Raw genomic sequence first — 25,295 nt, forward strand, 5'->3', positions numbered from 1 at the left:
GCCAGCGCTGCGCATTAGCCCTACAAAATGGCGCTAGCGCGTTGCGATTGCTCATCACCCCAATGCCTCCTCGACAATCCTCCCCAGTTCCGGGGCAATGGCAGTCAAATCCTCCTCGTCCTTGATCAGTACGCCGATGGCGCGGCGGAAGGCTTGCGGCCATGGGCTGCCGCCTTTTTCGAGGATCGTAGCGGCATTCGCCCATTCGACCGCTTCGGCGATGCCGGGCGGCTTGGCCAGTGGCCGCGCGCGGATCTCCTGCACGGCGTTGGCCACGGCACGCGCGGTGGCTTCCGCGACGCCCCCCGCGCGCAGCATGATGATCTCGGCCTCGCGCGCGGCGTCGGGATAGCCGATCCAGTGATAGACGCAGCGCCGGCGCAAAGCCTCGGCCAACTCGCGGGTTCGGTTCGAGGTAAGGATGACGATCGGCTGCGTCGCGGCGCGGATCGTGCCGCGTTCCGGGATGCTGATCTGGAAGTCGGACAGGAATTCGAGCAGCAGCGCCTCGAACTCGTGATCCGAGCGGTCGATCTCGTCGACCAGCAGCACGCGCTGCTCCGGCGCGCGAAGCACCTGCAGCAGCGGCCGGGCGATCAGGAAGCGGTCGTCATAGATGTCGATCTCGTGCTCGCCGGCATGGCGGATGGCGAGCAGCTGGCGCTGGTAGTTCCACTCGTAGAGCGCATGCCCGGCGTCGATGCCCTCATAGCATTGCAGCCGCACCAGCTCGCGGCCGAGCAGTTCGGCGACAGCCTTGGCGGCTTCGGTCTTGCCGACGCCCGGCGCGCCTTCCAGCAGCAGCGGCTTGCCGAGCCGGATCGCCAGGAAAATCGCGGTGGCGAGGCTGTCGTCGGCCAGGTAGCGCGAAGCGGCAAGGCGCGCGGTGATCGCCTCCGGCGAAGCCGCGACCTCAACGGCGTCGCTGCTGGTCATCTCCCCTCAACCCGCCGCCTGCGTCTTCAGCGCGCGCAGGATGCGCTCCGGCGTGATCGGCAGCGTGTCGATGCGCACGCCGACGGCGTCGAAGACGGCATTGGCGACGGCCGGGATCTGCGGGTTGGCGCACATCTCGCCCGGACCCTTGGCGCCGAACGGCCCATCGGCGGAAGGACGCTCCAAGACGATGATCTCGGTCTCGGCCAGGTCCCCTGGGCCCGGCATCAGATACTGGTTGAAGTCCGTGCCGCCATGGTCGCGGCTCGGATAGTACGGTTCGGTCGTCTCGTAGAGCGCGTGGCTGATGCCCATCCAGGAGCCGCCGACGAGCTGCTGCTCGACCATCTTCGGATTGAGCGCGCGGCCAATCTCGAAGACGTTCTTGACGGTGAGAACCGTCACCTCGCCGGTCTCGTCGTCGACCTCGACCTCGGCCACCGTGCACGCGTGGGCGTAGCACGTGGACGGCTTCATCGCGCCCGTCTCCTTCTCCGGGTAGGAGCGCGGAATGAGGAACATGCCGCGCCCCGAGATCGAGCGGCCGCGCTTGAAATGCGCCGACAGCGCGACATCGAAGATCGAGATCGATTTCTGCGGCGCGCCCTTCACCTGTATGTTGCCCTGGCCGTCGGTCTCAAGGTCGGAGGCGTTCACCTCCAGCTCCTCGGCGGCCACTTCCAGCATCACCTGGCGGGCTTCCTTGGCCGCCTGGATGACAGCATTGCCGGCGCGGTGCGTGCCGCGCGAGGCGAAGGTGCCCATGCAGTGCGGACCGGTGTCGGTGTCGGCGGTGTCGATAACGACGCGGTCGGTTGGCACGCCGATCGTCTCGGCGCAGATCTGCGCCATGATCTGCTTCATGCCCTGGCCGAGATCGACGCTGGAGAGCGTGACCATGAAGTTGCCGGTCGGCGTCGAATGGACCAGCGCCTGCGTCGGGTCGCCGCCGAGGTTCATGCCGGTCGGATAGTTGATCGCGGCGACGCCGCGTCCACGCCGGATCGCCATCTTAGACTCCCTTCCTGTAGGAGGACATCGCCATGTATTTTTCCGCCACCGGCCAGTTGGCGGCCCGCGAGGCTGCCTGCATGCATTCGATCAGCGCCGCGCCTTCGGTCGGCTGGCGATGCGCCTTCATGTCGCCGTCGCGATAGGCGTTGATGAAGCGGAATTCGAGCGGGTCCATTCCGATCAGCCGCGCCAGCTTGTCCATCTGCACCTCCAGCGCGAAGTCGCCGATGGTGACGCCGAAGCCGCGCATGGCCGACGATGGGGTGCGGTTGGTGTAGACGCAATAGGTGTCGATCCAGACATTCGGGATCGTGTAGGGGCCGGGATAGTGCGCGGCGCCCTTCTGCGCGCCATAGGGCGAGTGACGCGAATAGGCCCCGGCATCGGTGTAGCCGGTCACCTTGCGCGCGACGATGCGGCCGTCTTTCATGACGCCGTCCTTGATGACGACCTTCTCGGCGGCGCGCGGCGAGGAGATCTGCATCTCCTCCTCGCGGCTGTAGATAAAACAGACCGGGCGTCCGGTTAGCTTGGCCGCGAGGATGGCGATCGGCTCGACGATGACGTCGACCTTGCCGCCGAAGCCGCCGCCGACGGTGCCGCCGACGAAATGCAGCTTCGAGCCGGGCATCTGCAGGATGATCGAGGCGTTGTCGAGCGTGAAGAACATCGCCTGCGTGTTGGTGTAGCAGGTGAAGCGGTCATTGCCCTCGGGCGTCACCACGCAGCCCGTGGTTTCGGTCGGCGCGTGCTCGATCGGCGAGGACTGGTAGGACTGTTCGAGAATGTGGTCGGCCTGGGCAAAGCTTGCGTCGACATCGCCGAAGCGCACCTTGCGGCACTCGCCACTGTCATAGAGATAGTAATTCTGGCCGTGATATTCGTTGACCAAAGGCGCGCCTGGCTTCAGCGCCTCCTCCATGTCGAAGACGGCGGGGAGCACCTCGTAATCGACCTTGACCTTGGCGGCGGCTTCCTGCGCCGCGCGCTCGGTCTCGGCCAGCACCGCAACCACGGCCTCGCCCTTCCAGCGCACCTTGCCGTCGGCGAGCACGGTTTCGTCCTCGGGGCCGATCTGGATCAGGATCAGGATGGTGTAGACATTGTGCGGCACATCCTTGGCGGTCAGCACGCGCACGACGCCCGGATGCTTTTCCGCTTCCGACGTGTCGATCGAGCGTATGCGGGCATGGTGGTGCGGGCTGCGCACCATCTTCAGATGCAGCATGCCCGGGAAGTTGCGGTCGGCGAAATAGGCGGTCTTGCCGGTGACGTGGCCGGGCGAATCGAGCCGCGGGCGGCCCTGGCCGATCTCGTGCAGGCCGTCCTTGCGGACATCGGCGAAATAATCCTTGCGCAGTTCCATGGCTCGTCCCCCCTCAGGCGGCGTTCTGCGAGTTGGCGCGCGCGGCGGCGAGCACCGCCTGGATGATCGGCTCGTAGCCGGTGCAGCGGCAGATGTTGCCGGACAGCGCCTCGACCACATCCTCGCGGCTTGGGTTGGGCGTGCGGTCGAGCAGCACTTTTGCGGCCATGATCATGCCCGGCGTGCAGAAGCCGCATTGCGTGGCGAAGGCATCGAGGAAGGCGCGCTGCAGCGGATGCAGCACGCCGCCTTCGGCGAGACCGGCGGTGGTCCTGATGTCGGCGCCGCCGCAGGTCTCGGCCAGCGTCAGGCAGGAGAGCCGCAATTCGCCATCGATGATGACCGAGCAGGCGCCGCAGGTGCCTTGGTGGCAGCCGCCCTTGGGCGAGGTGTCGCCGATCTTGTCGCGCAGCGCGTGAAGCAACGTCGTGCCGCTTTCGACGAACTCGGCTTTTTCGGAGCCGTTGAGTGTGAATTGAACCGGGACCTTCGCCATTTTTCCTCCCTGCGCGCCTGCCCGGATCGGCCGGACAGACGCGCGTCCCCACGGATGTTAGTCAAGCAGCAGCCGGCCGAGATAGACCGGCAGGACCTCGGCGCGATACCAGGCGCTGGCGATCGGGTCGGTGATCGGCGCGATGCCTTCGCCCGCGGCGGCCAGCGCCGGCGCGATCTCCTGCGGCGTGAGCTTGCAGCCGAGCAGCGCCTTTTCGGCCGCTAAAGCGCGGATCGGCCGATCGGCCATGCAGCCCAGCCCGATGCGCGCCGATGTCACCGTGCCGTCCGGCGCGAGTTCCAGAAGCGCGGCGATGCTCAGCACCGACACACCTTTCGGCTTGACGCGCGATACTTTCAGGAAGCGGAAGCTCTCGGCTTTGGGCGATGCAACATCCACCGCCGTCGCTATGGCGCGGCTGGTGTCGCGATCGGCCAAAAAAGTCTCGACCGGCACTTCGCCGTCTTCGGTGACGACGGTCGCGTCCAGCGCCAGCAGCGCCACCGCGAAATCGCCGTAAGGGGCAGGGGCGAACAGATTGCCGCCGACGGTCGCCATGTTGCGGATCGCCGGCCCGCCGACGGCGCGCGCGGCCGGCGCAAGCGCGGTGAGCTCTGGATGACGGGCAATCGCGGCCATGGTGACGGAAGCGCCGAGCCGGACCTTGCCGCCGGAAATCACTATTTGCGAGAGCCCGGGATCGGTGACGCGCACGAGGCTGGAGACGGAAACGTCGCCTTCATTGGCGGCGCGCACCACAAGCGTGCCGCCGCCGAGATAACGCGTGCCGGCGGCCCGCAGCGCGGCGTTGGCGTCTTTCACGCTCGAAAAAGTCTGCAGCGCAAGCGACATGGCGCGCTCCCGTCAGCTCTGGCCTGCGAAATGGGCCTTCAGGGCGTTGAAGCCGCCCTGGAAGACATTGGCGCCCATGCCCTCGGCCAGCTTGTCGGCTTCCTCGGGCGCTGCGTCGAAGCTCGCTGTCCATTCGGCATAGGTGCGGTTGCCGTCGGTGACGCGCCGCAACTGCAGCGTCGCCTTGTGATTGGTGAGCGGTTGCGGCGTTTCGAGGATCGAATAGCTGACCAGGAAGTTTTCATCCGAGAAGTCCAGCAGCTTCTCGCGCAGCCTTGCGCCGCTGACCAGTTGGAAGTTGCGCACGCAGCCGATCGTGGTGGCGTCCTTGCCGTCCTCGATATGGCTTTCCACCATGCGCGGATGCCAACTGGGCAAACCGTTGAAGTCGCGGATGCGCGCCCAGACCTGCTCGACCGGCGCGTCGATGACGCTGGAGATGGTGACTTTCGCCATAGACTGGTCCTCTTGCAAAGATCGGGAGCAGGCTAGAGCGGCCGACGGGCTCGCGCTTATCAATGCGTCTTGAGCGCATATCAACCAGTCGGAAAAACCGGCGCGTCGATATTCAGGTGATGCCGGCCTGCAAATGGCGGCTTCCTGCGCTTCCGGTGCTCACGTACCTAAAGTACGCTCCGCTCCGGTTCTCGGAAGCCACCACTTTCGGCTCGGCCTGACCTGAATCTCAACGCGCCTTACGCTGTCGCCCGAGCGGCTTCGCGGTAGAGCGTCGGCGGCACGCCGACATGGTCGCGGAAGAAGCGCGAGAAATTGCCCTGGGTGGTGAAGCCGAGATTGCAGGCGACGGAGATCAGCGGTTCCTGCGACCACTGCAGCTGGCGCACGGCTTCCTCCATGCGCAGCGTGTTCCAGTAGACGTTTGGCGTCAGGTTGGTCTGTTCCTTGAAGAGCGCGAAGAAATGCGGCCGGGAGAGCCCGACCGAACGAGCCACGTCGTCGAACGAGATGCGCTCGCAGACATTGGCCTTCATCAACTGGATCGCCTTGCGGACACGGAAGTCGAGCATCGTGTTGATGCGGGCCCGCGCGGCTTGCGGCGCCGAAGCATCCGCCGCGTCGAGCACGCTGTCGACGAAACGCTCGATCTCGTAGTTGGCGACGTCGTCGATGCTCTCATTGTCGGTCAGGTGATCGAGCAGGTTCGCCGCCGCCTGGTGCAGCCAGGGCTCCAGCGTGATTGCGGCCTGCGTGAACAGCGGCGCCGACGAGGGAAGGTCGCGGCGCCGGCGCGCCCAATCCGGATCGATGTAGAAGGCGAGGAACAGGCCGGGCTTGCCGTCGCGGGAAAGGGCGTGGCTGTGCGGCTGGAACGAGTTGATGCCGGCTGCCGTGTCCGGTCCAAGCCGCACCGTTTCGCGGCCGATGGTCATTTCGCCTGCCGTGCCTTCCAGCCATATGATGAGATGCGCCTCGCCATGGGCATGGGTGACGAAGTCATTGGCGACATTCAGCACGGAAACATGTCCGAACCGGCCCCAGTAGAGCCTGATCGCGTCCGTCATGGGTATCGTTCCTCCCGCAGGCGACTGGCCTCCCTTCGCCTGCCTGGGGATTGTGCGGCTGAGTTCGGGTGCGCGTCAAGGCGCGGCGGAACGGAGGGCGTCACGCGTCGTCCGTCAGGGCCGATTTTCAGACTGGGCGATAGGAGCGCCCACCTTCTCCCACAAGGGAAAGCTAATCACTACGCCTGAAATTGCGGATGCGGTCGAACAGCACCGCCAGGATGATCGCGCCGCCGATGAAGGTGCCTTGCCAGAAGGCGTTGATGCCGAGCAGGCCGAGGCTGTTGCGGATTACCTCGATGAGGGCAGCGCCGACGACGGCGCCGAGCGCGGTGCCGACGCCGCCGGCGAGATTGGCGCCGCCGATGACGGTAGCGGCAATCACCTGCAGCTCCATGCCGTTGCCGAGATTGGTGGTGACGGCGCCCAGCCATCCGGTCTGGATGATGCCGGCAATCCCTGCCGACAGCGCCGAGATCATGTAGACGACGACCTTGATCTGCTTGACGGGAACGCCGGTCAGCGTCGCCGCATGCTCATTGCCGCCGATGGCGAAGATGTGCCGGCCGAATTTGGTCAAGCGCAGGATGAAGCCGGTGATCAGCGCCAGGATGATCATGTAGAGCACCGGATTGGCGATGCCGAACACCCACGCGCCGCCGCCCAGCGCCAGAAGTTTTTGGTGGTCCGGTCCGAACTGGAAGACCACCGTGTTGTTGGACGCGACCATGGCGAGGCTGCGCGCCACCGACAGCATGCCGAGCGTCACCACGAAAGGCGGGAAGCCGAGATAGGCGATGAGCATGCCGTTGAAGGCGCCGATCGCAAGCGCGGTGGCGATCGAGGCCAGGATGCCCACCTCAATCGAATAGCCGGCATGCATGGTGACGGCGAGCACCATCGAGGAAAGACAGAGCACCGAACCGACCGAAAGGTCGATGCCGCCGGTGATGATGACGAAGGTCATGCCCAGCGCGACGATGGCGACGAAGGTGACGTTTCGGGTGATGTTGAAGATGTTCTTCGACGTGGCGAAGGAATCGGTGGCGACGGACAGGAACAGGCAGGCGAGGATGACCGCTATCACCACCCAGAAAGTCTGGTTGGCAAAGAGCCGCGACACGAAGGTGTGCTGCTTCTGCGCGATCGTCTGGTCAAGTGTGACTGCCATTATCGACCTTTCCTGAGAGGCGGGGCGCGACGTTCCGCGCGATCACGCAACCTGTTCGATGGCGCCGGTGATCAGCCCGGTGACTTCCTCGGGCGAGCTCGAGGCGATCTTCTTGTCGGCCACCTTGCGGCCGCGCCGCATGACGATGACGCGGTCGGCAACGTCGAACACGTCGGGCATGCGGTGGCTGATCAGCACCACCGCGATGCCCTGGTCGCGCAGGTGGCGGATGAGATTGAGCACTTCGGCGACCTGCCTGACCGAAATCGCCGCGGTGGGCTCGTCCATCAGCACGATCTTGGCCTGCGACAGCATGGTGCGGGCAATCGCCACCGCCTGGCGCTGGCCGCCCGACATCTGCTTGACGAGGTCGCGCGGCCGCGTTTCGGATTTCAGCTCGGCAAAGAGCTGGCCGGCGCGCTTGTACATCGCGCCATAATCGAGGATGCGGAGCGGGCCGAAGCCGCGGCGTAGCTCCCGGCCGAGATAGACATTGGCAGCGGCCGTCAGATTGTTGCAGAGCGCAAGGTCCTGGTGGACGATCTCGATGCCGTGCTGGCGGGCTTCCGCCGGCTTGTGCAGGACAAGCTCCTTGCCGTCCAGCCGCATGGTGCCGTGGCTCGGGTGGAAATTGCCGGCAATCATCTTCACCAGCGTCGACTTGCCGGCGCCGTTGTCGCCCATCAGGCCGACGACCTCGCCGGCTTCCAGCGAAAACGATACATCGTTGACCGCCTGGATGGCGCCGAAATGCTTCGAGATGTTGGCGAGTTCCAGAACCGACACCAGCCTTAAGCCTCCCCTTTATTGGCTTTATTGGCGCAACTGGCCACCGAACCCGGCGGCGCCGCTTGCGTCTTGCCCCGTCCATCTCCTCCGGAACGGTGCTTCCACGCATTTAGGCAAAAGCGGAGGGGGGCGTCAATCAATTGTCTGACGATTAATTTCGAGACTCGACGAAAAATCGGTTTTGTAGGACAAATAGCAATTGACGCTGGCGAAAAGCCGATATTAGCTAAGCTTCGAAGGAAGGCTTTGCCAATCGTCCGTCCATCCGGCGGAGGGCGGGCAGATGGTTTGATGGTCAAGGATTCGGCTGCGTCGGTATTCGGGCAGACGGATCGGCAAATGCTTATCAGCCCGGGGGCGGGACGCGAACATCATGAGATGCTCGTCATGGTTCTTATGCATCCGGACTGATCAGTGTGGCGGGCACGCGGTGTCCGTCTGTTTCAAGGGAGGACTGATATGAGGAAAACACTTTTGCTTGCCGCCGTCGCCGCCATGGCGTTGGGCGCCGGGCCGGCTTTGGCCAAGAAACAGCTCGTCATCGTCGTGAAAGGTCTCGACAATCCGTTCTTCGAGGCCATCCATCAGGGCTGCGAGAAATGGAACAAGGAAAACGCCAGCTCGGAATATGAATGCTTCTACACCGGCCCGGCATCGACCTCGGACGAAGCCGGCGAGGCGCAGATCGTGCAGGATATGCTGAGCAAGCCCGACACGGTAGCGATGGCTATCTCGCCGTCGAACGCGCCGCTGATCGCGCAGACGATCAAGAGTGCCAATCCGTCGATCCCGATCATGACGGTCGACGCCGACCTTGCCAAGGAAGACGCCGCCCTTCGCAAGACCTATCTCGGCACCGACAACTACCTGATGGGCAAGAAGATCGGCGAGTACATCAAGAAGGCCAAGCCGAATGGCGGCACGATCTGCACGATCGAGGGCAATCCGGCGGCCGACAACATCCTGCGCCGCGCGCAAGGCATGCGCGATGCGCTGTCGGGCAAGGAAGGCCTCTCGGCGCTGAAGGGCGAAGGCGGCTGGACTGAAGTCGCCGGCTGCCCGGTGTTCACCAATGACGACGGCGCCAAGGGCGTGCAGGCGATGACCGACATCCTCGCCGCCAACCCGAAGCTCGACGCCTTCGGCATCATGGGCGGCTGGCCGCTGTTCGGCGCCCCGCAGCCCTATCGCGACCTGTTCAAGCCGATGGCCGACAAGATCGCCAAGAACGAGTTCGTCATCGGCGCCGCCGACACGATCGGCGACGAGGTGGCGATCGCCAAGGAAGGCCTGGTGACCGCGCTGGTCGGCCAGCGGCCGTTCGAGATGGGCTACAAGGCGCCGGCAGTGATGCTCGACCTCATCGGCGGCAAGAAGGTCGACGATCCGGTCTTCACCGGCCTCGACGAATGCACCAAGGAAACGGCCGACACCTGCATCCAGAAGTAGGTGCCGGCCATCCGGAACAAACGAAAAAGGGGCGCCGCGAGGCGCCCCTGACTTTTTCAAAGTTTGCATTCTGGATGAAGGGCGCTTTCGTCTCTCAGATCTTCTGCTTCACGCCGTCCTTCGACGGCATCAGGTCGACGCCATTGAGCTTGCCGATATGGGTGGCAAGCATCGGCACATACTGTTCCGCAGGACCGGTGGCGAAGGCCGTCGCAAAGGAATTCTTCGTGGCGTTGCCGAGCGGGTTGGCGATGCCGGCCGCGCCCGCCATCGATTCCAGATAGGTCAGGTCCTTGAAGGCGTTGGCGATGGTGAACTTGTGCGCGTCGCGGTCGCCTTCCAGAGTCCAGCGCATGAAGGTCTGGTAGAAGCCGCAATCCATGCGGCCATTGCGGATGACGCTGTCGAAGCGCGCCGGCGAGATGCCGACCTTCTCGGCCAAGGCGAGCGCTTCCGAATAGATCGCGGCGTAGCCGAGCGAGACGAAGTTGTTGAGCAGCTTCATGCGGTGGCCGTCGCCGGTGTCGCCGATATGGACGATGCGGCCTGCCCAGGTCTCGATCACCGGCTTCAGCCTGGTGAACACCGCGTCCGGCGCGCCGACCATGGCGTCGAGCGTGCCTTCCCAGGCCTCCTTCGGCGTGCGGCTGAGCGGCGCGTCGACATAGTCGACGCCGAGCGCCTTGAACTCGGCAGCCAGGGCCATGGTCGAGACCGGGTCGGAGGTCGAGCAATCGACGACCACCGAGCCCTGCCTCAGTCCTTCCTTCAGCCCGCCGGGGCCGCGGATGATCGCCTCCACCTCACGCGAGCCGGTCACGCAGATGAAGACGATGTCGGAGGCAGCGGCCACCTCCGTGGACGTGGCCGCTTCCCTGGCGCCGCGTCCCAGAAGGTCTTCCGCAGGCTTGCGGTTCTTGCGGCCAAGGAAGGTGAGCGGATAGCCCTTGTCGACGATGTTCTTGGCGATGCCGTGCCCCATCAGACCAAGGCCGATGAAACCGATGTTCTCGCGGGCAGCGTTGGTGCTCATGTCGTCTCTTCCCTGTCTTTCGTGGTGATGGGCGCCCGCGCGGCGGGCTATTGTCGAGAAGGTTTCCGCGGATCGCGGGTGGCGGGCGGTCGCGGAATACCATATTGTCTGACAATACACATAATTCTCAAGCCTTGTGGAGAGCAAAATGACGAAGCGGATCATGTTCACCGGCGGCAGCGGCAAGGCCGGCCGGCATGTCGTCGAGTATCTGGTCGAACATGGCTGCCAGGTGCTCAACATCGACGCCAAGCCGCTCGATAATCCGAGGGTTCGCACCTTGATCACCGACATCACCGACAGCGGGCAGGTGTTCAACGCGCTGTCGAGCTATATGGGCCTGCACGAGTTCGACCCGTCGCTAAGGGCACAGCCGGTCGACGCCGTAGTGCATTTCGCCGCCATCCCGCGCATCATGATCACGCCCGACAACGAGGTGTTCCGCATCAACGCGATGGGCACCTACAATGTCATCGAGGCGGCGGTGAAGCTCGGCATCCGCAAGGTAATCATCGCCTCCTCGGAGACGACCTATGGTCTGGTCTTCGCCAACGAGCCGCGCAACCCCATGCATTTCCCGCTCGACGAGGATTATGACGTCGACCCGATGGACTCCTACGCGCTGTCGAAGATCGTCAACGAGAAGACGGCTCGGGCCTTTGCGTTGCGCAGCGGCGCCGACATCTATGCGCTGCGCATCGGCAACGTCATCGAGCCGCACGAATATTCGCTGTTCCCGAAATGGTTCGCCGATCCCGGTTTCCGCAAGCGCATCGCCTGGAGCTACATCGACGCGCGCGATCTCGGCCAGATCACCTTGCGGGCCATCGAGAAGGACGGACTGGGCTATCAGGTGTTCAATGCGGCCAACGACGATACCTCGTCGGACCTGCCGACCGCAGAGCTGTTGAAGCGGTTTTATCCAGGCGTGCCGGTCAAGGCCGAACTCGGCGAATATGAGACGCTGCTTTCGAACCGCAAGGCGCGCGACGTGCTCGGCTTCCGGCCCGAGCACAGCTGGCGCAAATACGTCAAGGCGGCGTGAGGCGGCGGCAAATGGCGGTTGAGCTGTGCACATCTTGGCAGGTTGTGGCAAAGCGGGCTTGCCGCGCTTGACAGGCTCTGAAAACGGGATTTTGTGAACCTATGCGGGACGCGAAGCCGAACAACGAAAAAAGGTCGACAAAAATGGCAACGGCGGAACGTCCGTCCGGCATTCGCAGGGCCAACGCGTCACGCATCCCCGGTGCCAGCGTGCATGCTTCGCTTGCGAGCGAAATCGGCCTTCGCATCGTGCGCGGCGACTATCCGCCGGGCACCATCCTGCCCAATGAAGCCAAATGGTCGGAGACCTTCGACGTCAGCCGCTCCGCGGTGCGCGAGGCGATCAAGATGCTGATGGCAAAGAGCCTTCTGGCCTCGCGACCGAAGATCGGCAGCTGGGTCGAACCGAAGGAACGCTGGAACCTGCTCGATCGCGACGTGCTGTCCTGGTACGCGACGTCGCCGGATCGCGAGGTTTTCCTGAGGACGGTGCAGGAATTCCGCCACATCATCGAGCCGGAGGCGACGGCCTTCGCTGCGCTGCGGCGCACCGACGAGCAGATGGCCGAGATCAGCCAGGCCTGCCGCGAAATGGGCGAGGCTACCAATCTGCAGGAGCGCACGCGCGCCGACACGCGTTTCCATCTCGCGATCCTCAGGGCCTCGGGCAACGACCTCCTGGTGCCGCTGGGCGTCTTGATCGAATCCGCCTTCGACCATCTCTTCACCTACACCACGCGCGAGCGGGACGACCTGCATCACGCCCAGAAATTGCATGAAGCGATCGAGAGGAACATTCGCCTGAAGAGGCCGGACGCGGCGCGCAACGCGGTCCGCAAACTGCTGGCCAATACCGACGAAGTTATTCAATCGCGTTAGGGTCTTGTACTGGACCAGTTCGCCAGCACAGAAACTTTGACCGCTGCCCGTGCGTGCGTTGGCAGATCCCATGCCTTGGCGATTGGCCAAGACGCCTATCCCGATCGTCATCCACGGGCGGAGCAAGGAGCGAAGCGACGCGCGCAGACCCGAGGATCCATGCCGTGACTTGGAAGCGCTGCGGCGGTCCAGAATTCTGCACCGTTGCACACTTCGGTCGATGTAACGGCATGGATTCTAGGGTCTACGCTCCGCTTCGCGTAGCTCCGCCCTAGAATGACGAGGTTGGGGTCTTCAGCTCATCGCCAGCGTTTGCGCTGGCTACCCCAAACGGACGTTGATAGCCTTGCCCGACAAGCCTGCATCCAAATCCCTGTGTTGAGGAGCTGGTGCTGGCCAGCTCTCAGCAACCTCAATCCTGCTTCTCGCGGCCGAAGGCGACACGCAGTTCGTCCTTTGCTTTTTCCAGCACCCTCTTGCGCTGTTCGGGCAGATTCTTGCCAGCACGGTTGATGTAGAAATTCAACATCGACATGGCGGACTGGAACGGCTCGGCCTTGCGGCGGTCGCTGTGCTCGGCCGAGCGCTTCAGCGAGGCGGCGATCTTCTTGGCGTCATCGGATTCGAAGACGTGCTCCTCGAGATCGAGCGCGTCGCTATGCTCGGTCACGTCAGCCGACCATTTCCTTTTGGCGGTCATGGCGAAACTCCTTCCTTTCAGAGAAACCCCATGAGGCGAGGCGGGTTCCCGGCTCTGGAGCCACGGATTTGCCCGTCGTGGCGCTGCTCGGCTCAGGAAATGGGCCGATAGTGCGCTCAAACGCGCGATCTCGAAGAAATCGCGAACAGGAGACGCCGTGACGACAATTCCAGGAAACGCGGCAAACAGCGCCGGCATAGACAGCTTCTATGCATGGACGCGGCTCGGCATTTCCTTGCTGCTGGCGACAATCGGCGGCGTCGGCATGTGGGCCGTAGTCGTGGTCCTGCCCGCCGTGCAGGCCGAGTTCGGCGTCGACCGTGCCGCCGCGTCGATGCCTTACACCGCTACCATGGTCGGCTTCGCCGCCGGCAATGTGCTGGTCGGCCGCGCCATCGACCGCGTCGGTTACTGGATCCCGGCGTTGGTTTCCTCGATGGCCCTGGTTGCCGGCTTCGCACTGGCGTCGCTCTCCACTTCGATCGTGCAATTCACGCTCGCCCAAGGCTTGCTCATCGGGATCGGGACATCGGCGATTTTCGGACCGCTGATCGCCGACATCTCGCACTGGTTCAACCGCCGGCGCGGCGTTGCCGTGGCAACGGCCGCGGCCGGCAGCTATCTCGCCGGAACGGTCTGGCCAGCAATCATACCGCCGCTGATGAAGGCGGAGGGTTGGCGCTTCACCTATGTGGCTATCGGCATCGCTTGCCTAGTGACTATGGCGCCGCTGGTCATAATGCTGCGACGTCGCGCCCCGGTTGTCGTCGCAGGCTCGCCGGGCGCACGGCCGGTCCAGCCGATTTCATTGTCGCCGGCCGCCCTTCAGGCGCTGCTCGTCATAGCCGGTCTTGGCTGTTGCGTGGCGATGTCGATGCCGCAGGTGCATATCGTCGCCTATTGCATGGACCTCGGCTATGGCGTCGCCCACGGCGCCGATATGCTGTCGATCATGATGGCCGCCGGCGTCGTCAGCCGCCTTGTTTCCGGCTTCGCCGCCGACCGTATCGGCGGGGTGAAGACCTTGCTGATCGGCTCGGTGCTGCAGTGCCTGTCGCTGTTCTTTTATATTCCCTTCGACGGTCTTGCCTCGCTCTATGTCGTCTCGCTGATGTTCGGCCTATCGCAAGGCGGCATCGTGCCCTGCTATGCGATCATCGTGCGCGAATACATGCCCGCCAAGGAAGCCGGCCAGCGCGTCGGCATCGTCATCATGGCGACGATTTTCGGCATGGCTATCGGCGGCTGGATGTCGGGCTGGATCTACGATCTCACCGGGTCTTACGCGGCAGCGTTCCTGAATGGCATCGGCTGGAATCTCGTCAACCTCGCGGCCATCGCGCTGTTGATGTGGAAAGCAAACCGCAGCGTCACGGCGGTCGCCTGACCGACCTCGGGCACCGACATCGGCTTGCTTGACAACGGTTGACGCATGCGCGACGCCAATCGGCAATGCTGATTTGGCGGGCTGACTTGGTGGCGCGATGACACGGATGCCGATCCTGATGTTGCAGCCGCGCGTCGAAGGCAGCGGGACAAGGCGTTGACCAGGCCGCGCTCCCGTCGTGGCGGCGGCCGTCCGACCATTGCCGACGTGGCGCGCAAGGCCGGTGTCGGCGCGATCACCGTGTCGCGCGCGCTGCGCGAGCCCGGACGGGTGTCGGAGGACCTTCGCCGGCAGATACAGGCCGCGGTCGACGAGCTCGGCTACGTGCCCGACCCGAACGCCCGCGCGCTTGCCTCGGCGCGCGCCGAGGTGTTCGGCGTGCTGGTTCCTTCGCTGACCAACAACGTCTTCGCCGAAGTTGTGCGCGGCATCTATGACAGCCTGTCCGACAGTCCGTTCCGCATCCAGATCGGCAACACCCATTATTCGGGCCTCGAGGAAGAGCGGCTGTTGCAGGTCTTCGGATCGCAACGACCGGCGGCGCTGATCGTGGCCGGCATCGACCAGACCCCCGGCGCGCGACGACTGCTGGAGAATGCGGGCTGCCCGGTGGTCCAGGTGATGGAGACCGGGCCGGACCCGGTCGACATGATGGTCGGCTTCTCGCATTTCGACGGCGGCAGGACGGCCGCCGAGCACCTCCTTGAAGCGGGATACCGCAAGATCGGCTTTATCGGCGCCAGGATGGATCCGCGCTCGCAGCGGCGTCTTGCCGGCTACCGCGCCGCCATGGAGGCCGCCGGTCTGTTCGATCCGCGGCTGATCACCACAACGCCCGTGCCGTCAAGCGTGAGCCTCGGGCGCGAGCTGTTCCGCGACGCGCTGGCCAAGATGCCGACGCTGGACGGCGTGTTCTGCAACAATGACGATATCGCGCTCGGCGTTCTGTTCGAATGCCGTCGCGCCTCCATCGACGTGCCCAAGCAGATCGGCATTGTCGGGTTCAACGATCTCGACATGATGCAGGTGTCGTTTCCGTCGATCACCAGCGTGCGGACGCACCGCTATGAAATCGGCACCCGCGCCGTCGCCATGGCGTTGTCGGCAATCGCCGGAAACCGGCCGGAACAGCGGATCGTCGACCTCGGTTTCGAGCTCAAGCGGCGCGAGAGCACCGCGCGCTGAGAATACCGAAAAATGATGAAACGCGGCGCTTTACAGCCTCACATGGTAGCGCTACCATTTGTCTGTAAAATCGACATTAATTCGGAATCGAACTTGTTTATTATACATAAGCAACAGACGCTCGCTTGTTTATTATGGATAATATGATAAAGTTCTAATGTCGCGCAGGTGAGGGGGAGAGGAGGATCAGGGCGGCGCAGACCGCTCGCCAGGCTGTTCGCCGGCGAATGACGCCGAACGACAGCGCCAGATTTCATAAACAAGCAGAACTGCAACTGGGAGGAATATCGATGATCAAGTCACTCGTTGGCGGCGTCATTGCCGCCACTGCATTCGTCATGCTGAGTTCATCGGCAATCGCCGGTCCTGAAGTGGTCAAAGGGCCTGGGGCGGAGCCGGGCTGCTTCGCGCCTTGGGCGGCCGACACGCAGTTTTTCAAATATCCGAAGAAGGAAGGGCCCTACCGCATCGCGCTCGCCAACGGCTACATAGCGAACACCTGGCGCATTCAGATGATCCAGACCGCCAAGGCCTATGCGGCGCAGCCCGATGTCGCCAAGAAGCTCAAGGAATTCAAGGTCGTATCGACCGGCGAGGATGTGCCGGCGCAGATTTCGGCGATCAACAACTTCATCGATTCCGGCTTTGACGCGATCGTCGTGAACGCACAGAATCCGACCGCCTTCGGACCGGTCATCAAGCGCGCCAAGGAAGCGGGCGTCGTGCTTGTCGCCTTCGACAACATCCTCGACACCAAGGACGCCATCAACGTCAATGTCGACCAGAAAGGCCTCGGCGAGCTCTGGGGCAAATGGCTGGTCGCGCATGTGCCGAACGGCGGCAAGGTGCTCGAGGTGCGCGGCGTTGCCGGCACTTCCGTCGACACCGATCGCCACAAGGGTATCCACGAGGTGCTCGATGGGTCGGGCAAGAAATGGAATGTCACCGAGGTCGTCGGCAAGTGGGATGACGGCGTGGCGCAGAAGGCCACGGCCGATGCGATCGCCACCAGCGGACCGTTCGACGGCATCACAGGGCAAGGCGGCGACACCGGGATCGTGCAGGCGATGATCGACGCCAAGCATCCGTTCGTGCCGTTCGGCGGCGAGACGGAAAACGGCTTCCGCAAATTCTGTGCCGCGCATGCGGCCGACGGGCTGAAATGCTCGTCCGCCGGAACCGGCCCGGCCCAGGTTGCGGTCGCCATCAAGACGGCGATTGCCGCGCTCGAAGGCAATGTCGTGCCGCAGTCGATCAAGCTGCCTTTGGCCATCGTCGAGGATCCGAACTTCAAGGCGGGGCAGGATTTCTTCCCCGACCAGTCCGACAATTTCTTCGTCGGCAATTCCTTCCCGACCTGCGGCATCAATTTCACCGCGCAGGAAATCATGGGCCAGACCAAGGAAAACAAATAGTCTGACACGCCGGCGTCGCGAAAACCGCGACGCCGGCGCTCGATGCCAATCACGAACTGGCCTAGGGAGGGCAGATGGACGGCGCGGCTCCGCTCTTCCGCATGGAAGGCATATCCAAGCGCTATGGCGGCGTGCGCGCTCTGGAAAAGGCCGATCTCACCGTCACAGCCGGCAGCATCCACGCCATTCTCGGTGAGAACGGCGCCGGCAAATCGACTTTGATCAAGGTCATGGCCGGTGTGGTCGCGCCGGATGAAGGTGCTATGAGCTTGGACGGCCGCGAGGTGACATTTGCGTCGCCGGCCGCGGCCAATCAGGCCGGCATCGTTTGCATTTTCCAGGAACTGTCGCTGATTCCGGAATTGAGCGTTGCCGACAACATCGTCATTTCCGATCCACCGAAGCGCTTCGGCATGATCGACCGCAAGGCGCAGCGGCGCATCGCGGAGGAAGCGCTGGCACGCGCCGGCGCCTCCGACATCCATCCCCGAGCCCTGGTCAAGGACCTGCCGCTGTCGCGCCGGCAGATGGTGGAGATCGCCAAGGCGCTGGCTCGCAAGCCGCGCATCCTGATCCTCGACGAAGCGACCTCGGCGTTGACCGCGGCGGATGTCGCCAAGGTCTTCGCGGTGTTGAAGCGGCTGCGCTCGGAAGGACTGGCGCTGCTCTATATCTCGCACCGCATGAACGAGATCGCGGAACTCGCCGACCATTGCACGGTGTTCCGCAACGGCCGCAATGTCGCCAGCTACCCAGCCGGCTCGAAGAGCGACAATGAAGTGGTCGAGTTGATGATCGGCCGCGAATACAGCCATATCTTCCCGCCGAAACCCGTTGGCGCCTCGGCCGCCACGCCGGTGCTCGAAGCGCGCAATCTCTCCTGGGCCGACCGGCTGGACAACATCTCGTTGAGCGTCAGGGCCGGCGAAGTCGTCGGCCTGGGCGGCCTCGATGGGCAAGGTCAGCGCGAATTGCTGTTGGCCTTTTTCGGTGTGCTGCGCGGCCTGCGCGGCGAGGTGCTGATCGACGGCAAGCCGGTTTCGATCGCCAGCCCGACCGCGGCCAGTCATGGCCGCGTCGGCATGGCGCTGATCCCTGAGGATCGCAAGACCGAAGGACTGATGCTGCCGATGACGGTGCGCGAGAACCTGTCTTTCGCGGCGCTCGACAGGTTGTCGAAAGCGGGCATTATCGACCGCGCCGCCGAACAGCGCCTGATCGACGACATGGTCGGGCTGCTGGCGATCAAGACGGCGGGGCTCGACATTCCCGTCGGCGCGCTCTCGGGCGGAAACCAGCAGAAGGTGGTCATCGCCAAATGGCTGATGCGGCAACCGCGCATCATCCTGCTCAACGATCCGACGCGCGGCATCGATGTCGGCACCAAGCAGGAACTCTATCAGCTGATGCGCAAGCTGGCGGATGCGGGCGCCGCGATCCTGTTCTATTCGACCGACTATGACGAGCTGATCGGCTGCTGCGACCGTGTGCTGGTGCTCTATGACGGTGCGATCAAACGCGAACTGGTCGGCGAGGGGATCACCGAGCACGCGTTGATCGCCACCGCGCTCAACATCCATGGCGATGACCGCCGCACCGGGCTGGGAGGAAAGGCGTGAAGGATTGGCGCTACTGGCTGGCCGAGGAGCGCGGAACGCTTCTGGCCTTCGGCATCTTCATCGTCATGTTCGCCATCTACAGTGCCAACCACCCGGCGGGCTTCACCGCCAATGTCGTGCAGACGGCCGCCAACAAGGGTGTGCTGCTCGCCTTCGTCGCCATGGCGCAGACACTGGTCGTGATCACCGCCGGCATCGATCTTTCCGTCGGCATGATCTTCACGCTCACCAACTGCATGGCTTCCTGGCTGGTGGTCGGCACCGGCCTGGAGACGGTCTTCGGCGTGTTGGCGGTGCTCGGCACCGGGCTCATCTGCGGGGCGGTCAACGGCGCCATCGTCATCTATGGCCGGCTGCAGCCGATCGTCGCCACCATCGCCACGGGCGCTGTCTTTTTCGGCCTGGCGCTGCTTTTGCGTCCGGTTCCCGGCGGCTCGGTCAACGAGGACCTCGCGGATTTCCTGACCGGGCGTTTCTTCGGCGTGGTGCCGGCGAGCCTCCTGGCGCTGCTCGTCATCGTGCTTATCGTCTGGGTGCCGTTCAGTCGCTCCGAACTTGGGCGCGCCGCTTATGCTGCGGGCTCATCGGAGACCGCGGCCTACATGTCTGGCGTGCCGATCCGCAGAGGCAAGTTTCTGGCATACACGCTTGCCGGCCTGCTTGCGGCCATCGGCGGCCTGTTCCTCACCTTCTTCACCTATACGGGCGAGGCGGCCTATGCGAGCGGCAACGCCTACACGCTGTTCTCGATCGCGGCGGTCGTGCTCGGCGGCGTGTCGTTGTTCGGCGGCAAGGGCAGCGCCATCGGAGCGATCTTCGGCGCGCTTGCCTTCCGCACCATCGGCGACCTCCTGTTCGTCTTCGACTTCGATCCGCTCTGGCAGCCGTTGTTCCAGGGCGTTATCCTGCTGATCGCGGTCAGCCTTGGCGCCTTCGCGCTGTTTCGGGTACGCAACCGGCTGGAGTGGTTCCTGTGAGCGAAACGACGCTTGGCGGCATCATGGGCGGCATCGCCGGCCGCATGCCGAAATTCATCCGCCGCGCCGACCCGGCGGTGCTGACGGCCTTCGCCTGCATCATCATCCTGCTGCTGCTCGGCAGCCTCTATTCGCGCAGCTTCCTGTCGCCGGAATATCTGCTGCAGCAATTGAAGGTCGCATCCTTCCTCGGCGTCATCGCAACCGGCATGATGCTGGTCATCCTGCTCGGCCAGATCGACCTCTCCGTGCCGTGGTCCGTGGCCGCCGGCGCCATGATGGCCTGCGCGGCCGCCGCCTACGGCCCGGTCGGTGTTGCCCTCGCCATCCCCTTCGGCGTGCTGTGCGGCGTGGCGATCGGCATCGTCAACGGCATCGGTGTCGCCTATCTGCGCATCCCTTCGATGATCATAACTTTGGCCACCAACGCCGTCGCGCAAGGGCTGATGGTGGTCTACACGGGGGGCTTCTCGCCGCAGGATTCGGCGACCGCCGCGATGCGATACCTAGCGACTGGCTTCACCATTCCGGGCGTTCCCAATGCCGTCATCATCTGGGCGCTGATCGGCGCTGCGATGGTCTTCGCTTTGACCCGCACCAGCTTCGGCCGCGCCGTCTACGGCATCGGCAATCGCGAGCGTGCCGCCTATCTTTCCGGCATCGACACGCGCCGCATCGTGATGATCGCCTTCGCCGTCTCCGGCGGGCTGTCGGCCTTTGGCGGGGTGCTTCTGGCGGGCTATGCGTCGAAGGCGGCCCAGTCCATGGGCGATGCCTATCTCCTGCCGTCGATCGCTGCCGTCGTGCTTGGCGGCACGTCGATCCTGGGCGGGCGCGGCTCCTATCTCGGCACGGTGGCCGGCGTGATTCTGATCACGCTCCTGCAATCCATCCTCTCGGTCATGCAGATGCCGGAGGCGGGGCGGCAGATCATCTATGGCGTCGTCATCGTCGCCATGCTTCTGCTCTACGGGCGCGCGCCGGCAAGCCGCTGACCGTGGATGAGGCGAGCGCAAGACCGCAGACCCCGGAGCTTTGCATGAACGATCTTCGTACGGCGCCGGCCATCGTCGTGATGGGTGTTGCCGGCTGCGGCAAGACGGCCGTCGGCGAAGCGCTCGCCGAGGCGCTGGGCGCCGACTTCATCGAAGGCGACCGGTTGCATCCGCCGGAGAATGTGGCGCGCATGGCGCGCGGCGAGCCGTTGACCGATGCGCTGCGCGCGGGCTGGCTCGACGCCATAGGCGAGCGCATCGCGGCCTCGCTCGCCGGCGGGCGGAAACCAGTGGCGGCGTGCTCAGCGCTGAAGCGAAGCTATCGTGACCGGCTGAGCCGCTTCTGCCCTGATATGGCCTTCCTCTATCTCAAGATCGATCGCGAGACCGCCTGGCGGCGGGTCGCGAACCGCAAGGGGCATTTCATGCCCGCAAGCCTGGTCGACAGCCAGTTCGCCACATTGGAAGAGCCTGCCGCGGACGAACAGGCGGTAACGGTCGACGGAACGCGAAGTGTTGCCGGGATCGTCAAACAAGTCGTCGACCCGGGTCGGTGATTTCAGAATACGCACCGGACGGAGGCTTCAGGCGCCCTCGTTGCCGATCGCGGCCTCGGTTGGCCGCTCCGTCAGCCGCACGGCGCTCGACCAGGCCATCATCTGCTCAGGACAGAGTTTGAGCGTCTCCAGCATCTGGTCCCGCTTCGACAGGATAAATCCCGCCTGAACGACGAGGTTCTTCCCTGTCGTATCCCTGGCAGACGATGCGGGCGCCTCTGGGCTCGCGCTCAGCTCTCTGACAATCGCCCGATATTGGCGAAAGGGCGCCGTCTCGATGGTCGCCATATGAAACAGCGCAGCGCCCGCGCGCGCGGCGAAGTTTGCCGGCGCCGAGGCGAGGTGGGTCCAGCCGCGCTCGCCCATGGCCGCCTCGGTGAAGGCGGAGCCGGCATAGATGGTGTTGGTCATCAGCACCACGCCGTTTGCTTTCAGCACTTTCTGGATGCGCGTGGTAACCTGATAGGCGTCGGTGCGCTCAAAGACGATCCGGCTTTTCAGGAAGCGGTTCTCGACCTTGACCAGCGGCGGGTTGATCATGCGCAGGCCGAACTTGGTCGGCGAAAAGCCGTGGTACTGCGCGCTCACCTGATGGGTATCGACGCCAGCCTCATGCAGGGCGCGCTTGCCCATGATCGTCTGCGCCGTGAACTGGTCGCACCATATGATGGCGCCGCGCCCGTTGCGCAGGGCCTGTTGCAGCGCCTCAAGGCCTTCGAGCCGGATCTCAGGCGGCCAGCGCCAGCCGGCGACGAGATGCGCCGCAAGCGTCAGCCGCCGGCGGTGAATGGCGGCGAGTAGCGCCTCGAACATGCTTTTCGTGTCGACGGCATCGCCGAGCACGGCTCTCACCGCGATGTCGTAACGGCCAAAGTCCTTGCGGAAGTGGCGCTTGCGCCTGAGCCCGGATACCCAGCCGCAGATCGGGCTCCACCAGGAGACCGGCAGCATCGCCGCGACGCCGAGATAGAAACAAGACAGCAGGCTCTCGCGCAGGTCCCGATTGGTGAAGCGGCGCAGTTTTCCGGGCCGGGTAACCTTGCGGCTGAAGAAGCGAACGGACTCGTTGCGCTCCGGCACCGGCACGTCGGCGATGATCTCGGTATGATAGATGTCGTTCGACGATGGCTGCCGGCTGGCCCTGCGGGAATTGCCAAGCCAAGGCAGCCTCATGCGTCAGAGCCCTGTTTCATCCTCCAGCCGCTTTACTGCGTCGGCGGTAGACTGGCAACGGGGCGACAGGTCAGGGCCGCGGCTCGTCGTTTGGCGCAATTGCGGGCGGAAGCTTGTGGCGAAGCGGCCGAACCTGGCCGCTGCACGCTTGGCTCAAATCTGAGACGTGAGTTCCGCCGGGAAATCGTCGTTGTCGGCGTCGCGCATGGCGGCGAGGCTGCGGTTGTCCAGCACCTCGGCGATCGCCTGGCGCACTTCCAGCATCATGTGGCGGACCTGGCAGGTGGCCTCGTCGCAATCCTCGCAGCGTTGGTACTGCGTGCGGCTGGCGCAGGGGATCGGCGCCAGCGGTCCGTCGAGCACGCGCACGACATGGCCGATCTTGATCTCGGAAGCGGGCCGGGCGAGGCGGTAACCGCCTTCCTTGCCCTTGCGGCTCTGGACGAAACCGGCATTGCGCAGCTCGCCCAGGATGGCATCCAGGAATTTCTTCGGGATGTTGTTGGCGACGGCGATGTCGTTGACGAATGCAAGCTGGCCAGCCGGCAGGCCGGAAAGATGCACGAGGGCCTTGAGGCCGTATTTGCCTTTTTTGGTCAGCATGCCCGATTCAATTCATCAAACCCCAATGCGCCTGCATCTGGCGGTTGTTTGTGTGCAAATCATGACAGTTGACCGCCTGGCACAATAATTTGCCCGGCAGCTTAGGCACAAACGCGTTGATTCTTCGTAACGTTTTTCACATTGGACACCGGATTTCTCCCGCGAAATGCCGGCGGGCTCAAACGAGGAAAGCCGGCTAAAGCCGGCTTTCCTGCGCTTCCTGATTGTGCGGCGGCTCAGCGGCTGCCGTAGGCCTGATCGAGCAGTCCGCCGGCGGCGAAATGCTCCTTCTGTACTTTGTCCCAGCCGCCGAAGACTTCCTCAACGGTCAGCAGCCGGACATCCGGGAAGTCGGCCTTGTGCTTGGCGGCCACCGTCGTATCGCGAACCCGCAAGCCGTTTGTGGCGGCGATCTCCTGGCCGTCCGGCGTGTAGAGGAAGTCGAGATAGGTCTTGGCGAGATCGCGGCTGCCATGCTCGTCGGCAACCTTGTCGACGATCGCCACGGGGAACTCGGCGAGCAGGCTGACGGAAGGCGTGACCTGCTCGAATTTGTCGTCGCCATATTCCTTGCGGATGCCGCGCGTCTCCGACTCGAAGGTGATCAGCACGTCGCCGATCTCGCGCTGGACGAAGGTGGTGGTGGCGGCGCGGCCGCCGGTGTCGAAGATCGGTACGTTGTTGAACAGCTTGGTGATGAATTCCTTCACCTTGGCGTCGTCGCCCTTGAAGGCTTCCTTGGCGTAAGCGGTGGCGGCGAGATAGGTGTAACGCGCATTGCCGGATGTCTTCGGGTTGGGGAAGATCACCTGCACGTCGTCACGCACCAGATCGTTCCAGTCCTTGATATGCTTGGGATTGCCGGCGCGCACCAGGAAAGACGGCAGCGAATAGAAGGGCGAGGCGTTGTCTGGAAAATCCTTCTGCCAATCGGCTGAGATCAGTCCCTTCTTGACCAGGAAATCGACATCGGTGACCTGGTTGAAGGTGACGACATCGGCGCCAAGACCTTCAGCGATCGCGCGCGCCTGCGCCGAGGTGCCGGCATGCGACTGATCGACCGTGACGCCGGGGTGCTTGGCGATGAAGGCCTTGTTGATGTCGACGAACAGCTCGCGGCCGACGTCGTAGGACGCATTCAAAAGCTTGTCGGCCGACCAGGCTTGGGAGGACGCGAGGACGAGACCGGCAACAGCCGCGATGCCGAGCAATAGACGCTTCATGAAAACAGGCTCCGACGAAAATATGCTAACTGACGAACGATAGCCGGAGTCCCGGTTCGCGGCGAGACATGCGGGCGGCACGATGGCGCCGCAACGAGAAAAGATATCGCTGACGTAGTCGGTTATTAGGATTTCTTTCCGGCGAGAGCCTCGCTTTAGCCAGGCCTAGAAGCAAAAAGATTGCATTTTGGCGCTTCAGCATATACATTTGGCATATACAAGGAATGCTACATGACCCGATATCGCCATGCAGCGACGCCGCCGAAGGAGGCAAAGCTGTTCCGCAACAACCGCAGCCAGGCGGTACGGATTCCAGTCGAATTCGAACTTCCCGGGGACAAGGTCTTGATCAGCCGCGAAGGCGATCGTCTCGTCATCGAGCCGGTTCGTAAATCAGGTCTCACGGCGTTGCTTGCGCAATGGGCGAAAGAGCCCCCGCTCGGTTCCGAGGATGACTTCCCTGAGATCGACGATGGTCCGGTCAAACCCGAGAGCATCTTTTGATGCGGTTCATGCTCGATACGAACATCATAAGCGATATGATCCGAAACCCGGCCGGCAAGGCCGCCGGCGTCATGGCGCGCGTGGGAGACGCTGCCGTGTGCACCAGCATTGTCGTCGCTTCGGAACTGCGGTACGGCTGCGCCAGAAAGGGATCGACCAAGCTGCTCAAGAAGGTCGAGGAGCTGCTGGCAGAGATTCCGGTCCTGCCGCTCGACGTGCCGGTTGATGCCGAGTACGGCGCGTTGCGCGCCGAACTGGAAGGCAGGGGCGAGACCATCGGCCACAACGACCTTTTTATCGCTGCTCACGCCTGCGTATCGGGCACCACGCTGGTAACGGCCAACACAGCCGAGTTCGCCCGCATCAGAAAGCTGAAGGTCGAGAACTGGCTGGAATAACGCTCGA

At 63.8% G+C, this 25,295-nt stretch carries 26 protein-coding genes; 12 read left to right on the forward strand and 14 right to left on the reverse strand.

All coding sequences use genetic code 11. The features are described from left to right. Positions 1-54: 54 nt before the first annotated feature. The 9 genes from LB565_RS12240 to LB565_RS12280 all read right to left on the reverse strand — a co-directional run bounded on the left by LB565_RS12240 (position 55) and on the right by LB565_RS12280 (position 8,144). Positions 55-936, reverse strand: coding sequence for an AAA family ATPase (locus LB565_RS12240; protein ID WP_224584202.1), 882 nt, complete (start codon positions 934-936; stop codon positions 55-57). Between the two features lie 6 nt (positions 937-942). Beyond that, positions 943-1,947 (reverse strand): xanthine dehydrogenase family protein molybdopterin-binding subunit, encoded by a 1,005-nt coding sequence (locus LB565_RS29835; RefSeq protein WP_263488461.1) that lies wholly within the window; start codon positions 1,945-1,947, stop codon positions 943-945. A 1-nt stretch (position 1,948) separates the two neighbouring features. After that, positions 1,949-3,316 carry a xanthine dehydrogenase family protein molybdopterin-binding subunit gene (locus LB565_RS29840; protein WP_263488462.1) on the reverse strand — a complete coding sequence of 456 codons (1,368 nt, stop codon included), beginning with the start codon at positions 3,314-3,316 and terminating at the stop codon, positions 1,949-1,951. Between the two features lie 13 nt (positions 3,317-3,329). Next, the gene (locus LB565_RS12255) at positions 3,330-3,812 is read right to left on the reverse strand and encodes a (2Fe-2S)-binding protein (protein ID WP_224584204.1); all 483 of its coding nucleotides are present in this window, start codon (positions 3,810-3,812) and stop codon (positions 3,330-3,332) included. 57 nt (positions 3,813-3,869) lie between these two features. Next, a complete protein-coding gene (locus LB565_RS12260; protein WP_224584215.1) occupies positions 3,870-4,664 on the reverse strand; it encodes an FAD binding domain-containing protein in 795 nt (264 codons plus the stop codon). 12 nt (positions 4,665-4,676) lie between these two features. Further along, entirely contained in the window at positions 4,677-5,120 is a 444-nt protein-coding gene (locus LB565_RS12265; protein WP_095770203.1) for an SRPBCC family protein, read from the reverse strand. A 239-nt stretch (positions 5,121-5,359) separates the two neighbouring features. Further along, a complete protein-coding gene (locus LB565_RS12270; protein WP_224584219.1) occupies positions 5,360-6,187 on the reverse strand; it encodes a helix-turn-helix domain-containing protein in 828 nt (275 codons plus the stop codon). Positions 6,188-6,359: 172 nt separating this feature from the next. Next, entirely contained in the window at positions 6,360-7,358 is a 999-nt protein-coding gene (locus tag LB565_RS12275; RefSeq protein WP_224584221.1) for an ABC transporter permease, read from the reverse strand. Between the two features lie 42 nt (positions 7,359-7,400). Beyond that, entirely contained in the window at positions 7,401-8,144 is a 744-nt protein-coding gene (locus LB565_RS12280) for an ATP-binding cassette domain-containing protein (RefSeq protein WP_224584224.1), read from the reverse strand. A gap of 462 nt (positions 8,145-8,606) precedes the next feature. Between LB565_RS12280 and LB565_RS12285 the strand changes: the two genes are divergently transcribed. After that, the gene (locus LB565_RS12285; protein ID WP_224584226.1) at positions 8,607-9,596 is read left to right on the forward strand and encodes a sugar-binding protein; all 990 of its coding nucleotides are present in this window, start codon (positions 8,607-8,609) and stop codon (positions 9,594-9,596) included. Between the two features lie 94 nt (positions 9,597-9,690). Here LB565_RS12285 and LB565_RS12290 read toward each other — a convergent pair whose 3' ends face one another. Then, positions 9,691-10,629, reverse strand: a complete 939-nt coding sequence (locus LB565_RS12290; RefSeq protein WP_224584235.1) for an NAD(P)-dependent oxidoreductase — start codon at positions 10,627-10,629, stop codon at positions 9,691-9,693. Between the two features lie 148 nt (positions 10,630-10,777). On the opposite strand from LB565_RS12290, the gene LB565_RS12295 reads away from it, so the two are divergent. Together LB565_RS12295 and LB565_RS12300 are read left to right on the forward strand one after the other, a co-directional pair. Continuing rightward, complete coding sequence (locus LB565_RS12295; protein ID WP_224584236.1) at positions 10,778-11,674, forward strand: NAD-dependent epimerase/dehydratase family protein; 897 nt, start codon at positions 10,778-10,780, stop codon at positions 11,672-11,674. A 101-nt stretch (positions 11,675-11,775) separates the two neighbouring features. Further along, positions 11,776-12,552 (forward strand): FadR/GntR family transcriptional regulator, encoded by a 777-nt coding sequence (locus tag LB565_RS12300; protein WP_224584237.1) that lies wholly within the window; start codon positions 11,776-11,778, stop codon positions 12,550-12,552. A gap of 412 nt (positions 12,553-12,964) precedes the next feature. On the opposite strand, the gene LB565_RS12305 is transcribed toward LB565_RS12300, so the two are convergent. After that, a complete protein-coding gene (locus tag LB565_RS12305; protein ID WP_224584239.1) occupies positions 12,965-13,252 on the reverse strand; it encodes a DUF3175 domain-containing protein in 288 nt (95 codons plus the stop codon). Between the two features lie 157 nt (positions 13,253-13,409). Between LB565_RS12305 and LB565_RS12310 the strand changes: the two genes are divergently transcribed. The 7 genes from LB565_RS12310 (at position 13,410) to LB565_RS12340 (ending at position 21,387) form a co-directional block, all read left to right on the forward strand. Then, positions 13,410-14,639 carry an MFS transporter gene (locus LB565_RS12310; RefSeq protein WP_224584242.1) on the forward strand — a complete coding sequence of 410 codons (1,230 nt, stop codon included), beginning with the start codon at positions 13,410-13,412 and terminating at the stop codon, positions 14,637-14,639. A gap of 156 nt (positions 14,640-14,795) precedes the next feature. Beyond that, on the forward strand, positions 14,796-15,824 hold the full coding sequence (locus LB565_RS12315; RefSeq protein WP_224584244.1) for a LacI family DNA-binding transcriptional regulator: 1,029 nt from the start codon (positions 14,796-14,798) through the stop codon (positions 15,822-15,824). Positions 15,825-16,114: 290 nt separating this feature from the next. Then, a complete protein-coding gene (locus LB565_RS12320; protein WP_224584246.1) occupies positions 16,115-17,239 on the forward strand; it encodes a sugar ABC transporter substrate-binding protein in 1,125 nt (374 codons plus the stop codon). A 74-nt stretch (positions 17,240-17,313) separates the two neighbouring features. Further along, positions 17,314-18,858 carry a sugar ABC transporter ATP-binding protein gene (locus LB565_RS12325; RefSeq protein ID WP_224584248.1) on the forward strand — a complete coding sequence of 515 codons (1,545 nt, stop codon included), beginning with the start codon at positions 17,314-17,316 and terminating at the stop codon, positions 18,856-18,858. Further along, the gene (locus tag LB565_RS12330) at positions 18,855-19,835 is read left to right on the forward strand and encodes an ABC transporter permease (protein WP_224584249.1); all 981 of its coding nucleotides are present in this window, start codon (positions 18,855-18,857) and stop codon (positions 19,833-19,835) included. Before LB565_RS12325 ends, LB565_RS12330 begins: the two co-directional genes overlap by 4 nt. Before the next feature lie 23 nt (positions 19,836-19,858). Continuing rightward, positions 19,859-20,830, forward strand: coding sequence for an ABC transporter permease (locus LB565_RS12335; RefSeq protein ID WP_263488467.1), 972 nt, complete (start codon positions 19,859-19,861; stop codon positions 20,828-20,830). A 44-nt stretch (positions 20,831-20,874) separates the two neighbouring features. Beyond that, positions 20,875-21,387 carry a gluconokinase gene (locus LB565_RS12340; RefSeq protein ID WP_224584253.1) on the forward strand — a complete coding sequence of 171 codons (513 nt, stop codon included), beginning with the start codon at positions 20,875-20,877 and terminating at the stop codon, positions 21,385-21,387. A gap of 27 nt (positions 21,388-21,414) precedes the next feature. Here the strand turns inward: LB565_RS12340 and LB565_RS12345 are convergent, their stop codons facing one another. From LB565_RS12345 to LB565_RS12355, 3 genes are all read right to left on the reverse strand, one after another. After that, a complete protein-coding gene (locus LB565_RS12345) occupies positions 21,415-22,560 on the reverse strand; it encodes a hypothetical protein (protein WP_224584255.1) in 1,146 nt (381 codons plus the stop codon). Positions 22,561-22,713: 153 nt separating this feature from the next. Further along, on the reverse strand, positions 22,714-23,163 hold the full coding sequence (locus tag LB565_RS12350) for an RrF2 family transcriptional regulator (protein ID WP_040984137.1): 450 nt from the start codon (positions 23,161-23,163) through the stop codon (positions 22,714-22,716). A 236-nt stretch (positions 23,164-23,399) separates the two neighbouring features. Beyond that, a complete protein-coding gene (locus LB565_RS12355; protein ID WP_224584258.1) occupies positions 23,400-24,386 on the reverse strand; it encodes a sulfate ABC transporter substrate-binding protein in 987 nt (328 codons plus the stop codon). Positions 24,387-24,617: 231 nt separating this feature from the next. On the opposite strand from LB565_RS12355, the gene LB565_RS12360 reads away from it, so the two are divergent. Together LB565_RS12360 and LB565_RS12365 are read left to right on the forward strand one after the other, a co-directional pair. Beyond that, positions 24,618-24,890 carry an antitoxin gene (locus tag LB565_RS12360; RefSeq protein ID WP_224584259.1) on the forward strand — a complete coding sequence of 91 codons (273 nt, stop codon included), beginning with the start codon at positions 24,618-24,620 and terminating at the stop codon, positions 24,888-24,890. Beyond that, the gene (locus tag LB565_RS12365) at positions 24,890-25,288 is read left to right on the forward strand and encodes a type II toxin-antitoxin system VapC family toxin (protein WP_224584261.1); all 399 of its coding nucleotides are present in this window, start codon (positions 24,890-24,892) and stop codon (positions 25,286-25,288) included. Before LB565_RS12360 ends, LB565_RS12365 begins: the two co-directional genes overlap by 1 nt. Positions 25,289-25,295: the final 7 nt, after the last annotated feature.

The organism is Mesorhizobium sp. CA14 (genome assembly GCF_020165195.1).
In the GTDB taxonomy this organism is placed as follows: Bacteria; Pseudomonadota; Alphaproteobacteria; order Rhizobiales; family Rhizobiaceae; genus Mesorhizobium.

Coding starts and splice junctions, on each gene's coding strand:
- LB565_RS12255 (WP_224584204.1), bottom strand. CDS start 3,812: ATGGCGAAGGTCCCGGTTCAATTCACACTCAACGGCTCCGAAAAAGCC.
- LB565_RS12265 (WP_095770203.1), bottom strand. CDS start 5,120: ATGGCGAAAGTCACCATCTCCAGCGTCATCGACGCGCCGGTCGAGCAG.
- LB565_RS12320 (WP_224584246.1), top strand. CDS start 16,115: ATGATCAAGTCACTCGTTGGCGGCGTCATTGCCGCCACTGCATTCGTC.
- LB565_RS12290 (WP_224584235.1), bottom strand. CDS start 10,629: ATGAGCACCAACGCTGCCCGCGAGAACATCGGTTTCATCGGCCTTGGT.
- LB565_RS12300 (WP_224584237.1), top strand. CDS start 11,776: ATGCGGGACGCGAAGCCGAACAACGAAAAAAGGTCGACAAAAATGGCA.
- LB565_RS29840 (WP_263488462.1), bottom strand. CDS start 3,316: ATGGAACTGCGCAAGGATTATTTCGCCGATGTCCGCAAGGACGGCCTG.
- LB565_RS12325 (WP_224584248.1), top strand. CDS start 17,314: ATGGACGGCGCGGCTCCGCTCTTCCGCATGGAAGGCATATCCAAGCGC.
- LB565_RS12340 (WP_224584253.1), top strand. CDS start 20,875: ATGAACGATCTTCGTACGGCGCCGGCCATCGTCGTGATGGGTGTTGCC.
- LB565_RS12350 (WP_040984137.1), bottom strand. CDS start 23,163: ATGCTGACCAAAAAAGGCAAATACGGCCTCAAGGCCCTCGTGCATCTT.
- LB565_RS12355 (WP_224584258.1), bottom strand. CDS start 24,386: ATGAAGCGTCTATTGCTCGGCATCGCGGCTGTTGCCGGTCTCGTCCTC.
- LB565_RS12260 (WP_224584215.1), bottom strand. CDS start 4,664: ATGTCGCTTGCGCTGCAGACTTTTTCGAGCGTGAAAGACGCCAACGCC.
- LB565_RS12240 (WP_224584202.1), bottom strand. CDS start 936: ATGACCAGCAGCGACGCCGTTGAGGTCGCGGCTTCGCCGGAGGCGATC.
- LB565_RS12270 (WP_224584219.1), bottom strand. CDS start 6,187: ATGACGGACGCGATCAGGCTCTACTGGGGCCGGTTCGGACATGTTTCC.
- LB565_RS12285 (WP_224584226.1), top strand. CDS start 8,607: ATGAGGAAAACACTTTTGCTTGCCGCCGTCGCCGCCATGGCGTTGGGC.
- LB565_RS12305 (WP_224584239.1), bottom strand. CDS start 13,252: ATGACCGCCAAAAGGAAATGGTCGGCTGACGTGACCGAGCATAGCGAC.
- LB565_RS12365 (WP_224584261.1), top strand. CDS start 24,890: ATGCGGTTCATGCTCGATACGAACATCATAAGCGATATGATCCGAAAC.
- LB565_RS29835 (WP_263488461.1), bottom strand. CDS start 1,947: ATGGCGATCCGGCGTGGACGCGGCGTCGCCGCGATCAACTATCCGACC.
- LB565_RS12275 (WP_224584221.1), bottom strand. CDS start 7,358: ATGGCAGTCACACTTGACCAGACGATCGCGCAGAAGCAGCACACCTTC.
- LB565_RS12345 (WP_224584255.1), bottom strand. CDS start 22,560: ATGAGGCTGCCTTGGCTTGGCAATTCCCGCAGGGCCAGCCGGCAGCCA.
- LB565_RS12335 (WP_263488467.1), top strand. CDS start 19,859: ATGGGCGGCATCGCCGGCCGCATGCCGAAATTCATCCGCCGCGCCGAC.
- LB565_RS12295 (WP_224584236.1), top strand. CDS start 10,778: ATGACGAAGCGGATCATGTTCACCGGCGGCAGCGGCAAGGCCGGCCGG.
- LB565_RS12360 (WP_224584259.1), top strand. CDS start 24,618: ATGACCCGATATCGCCATGCAGCGACGCCGCCGAAGGAGGCAAAGCTG.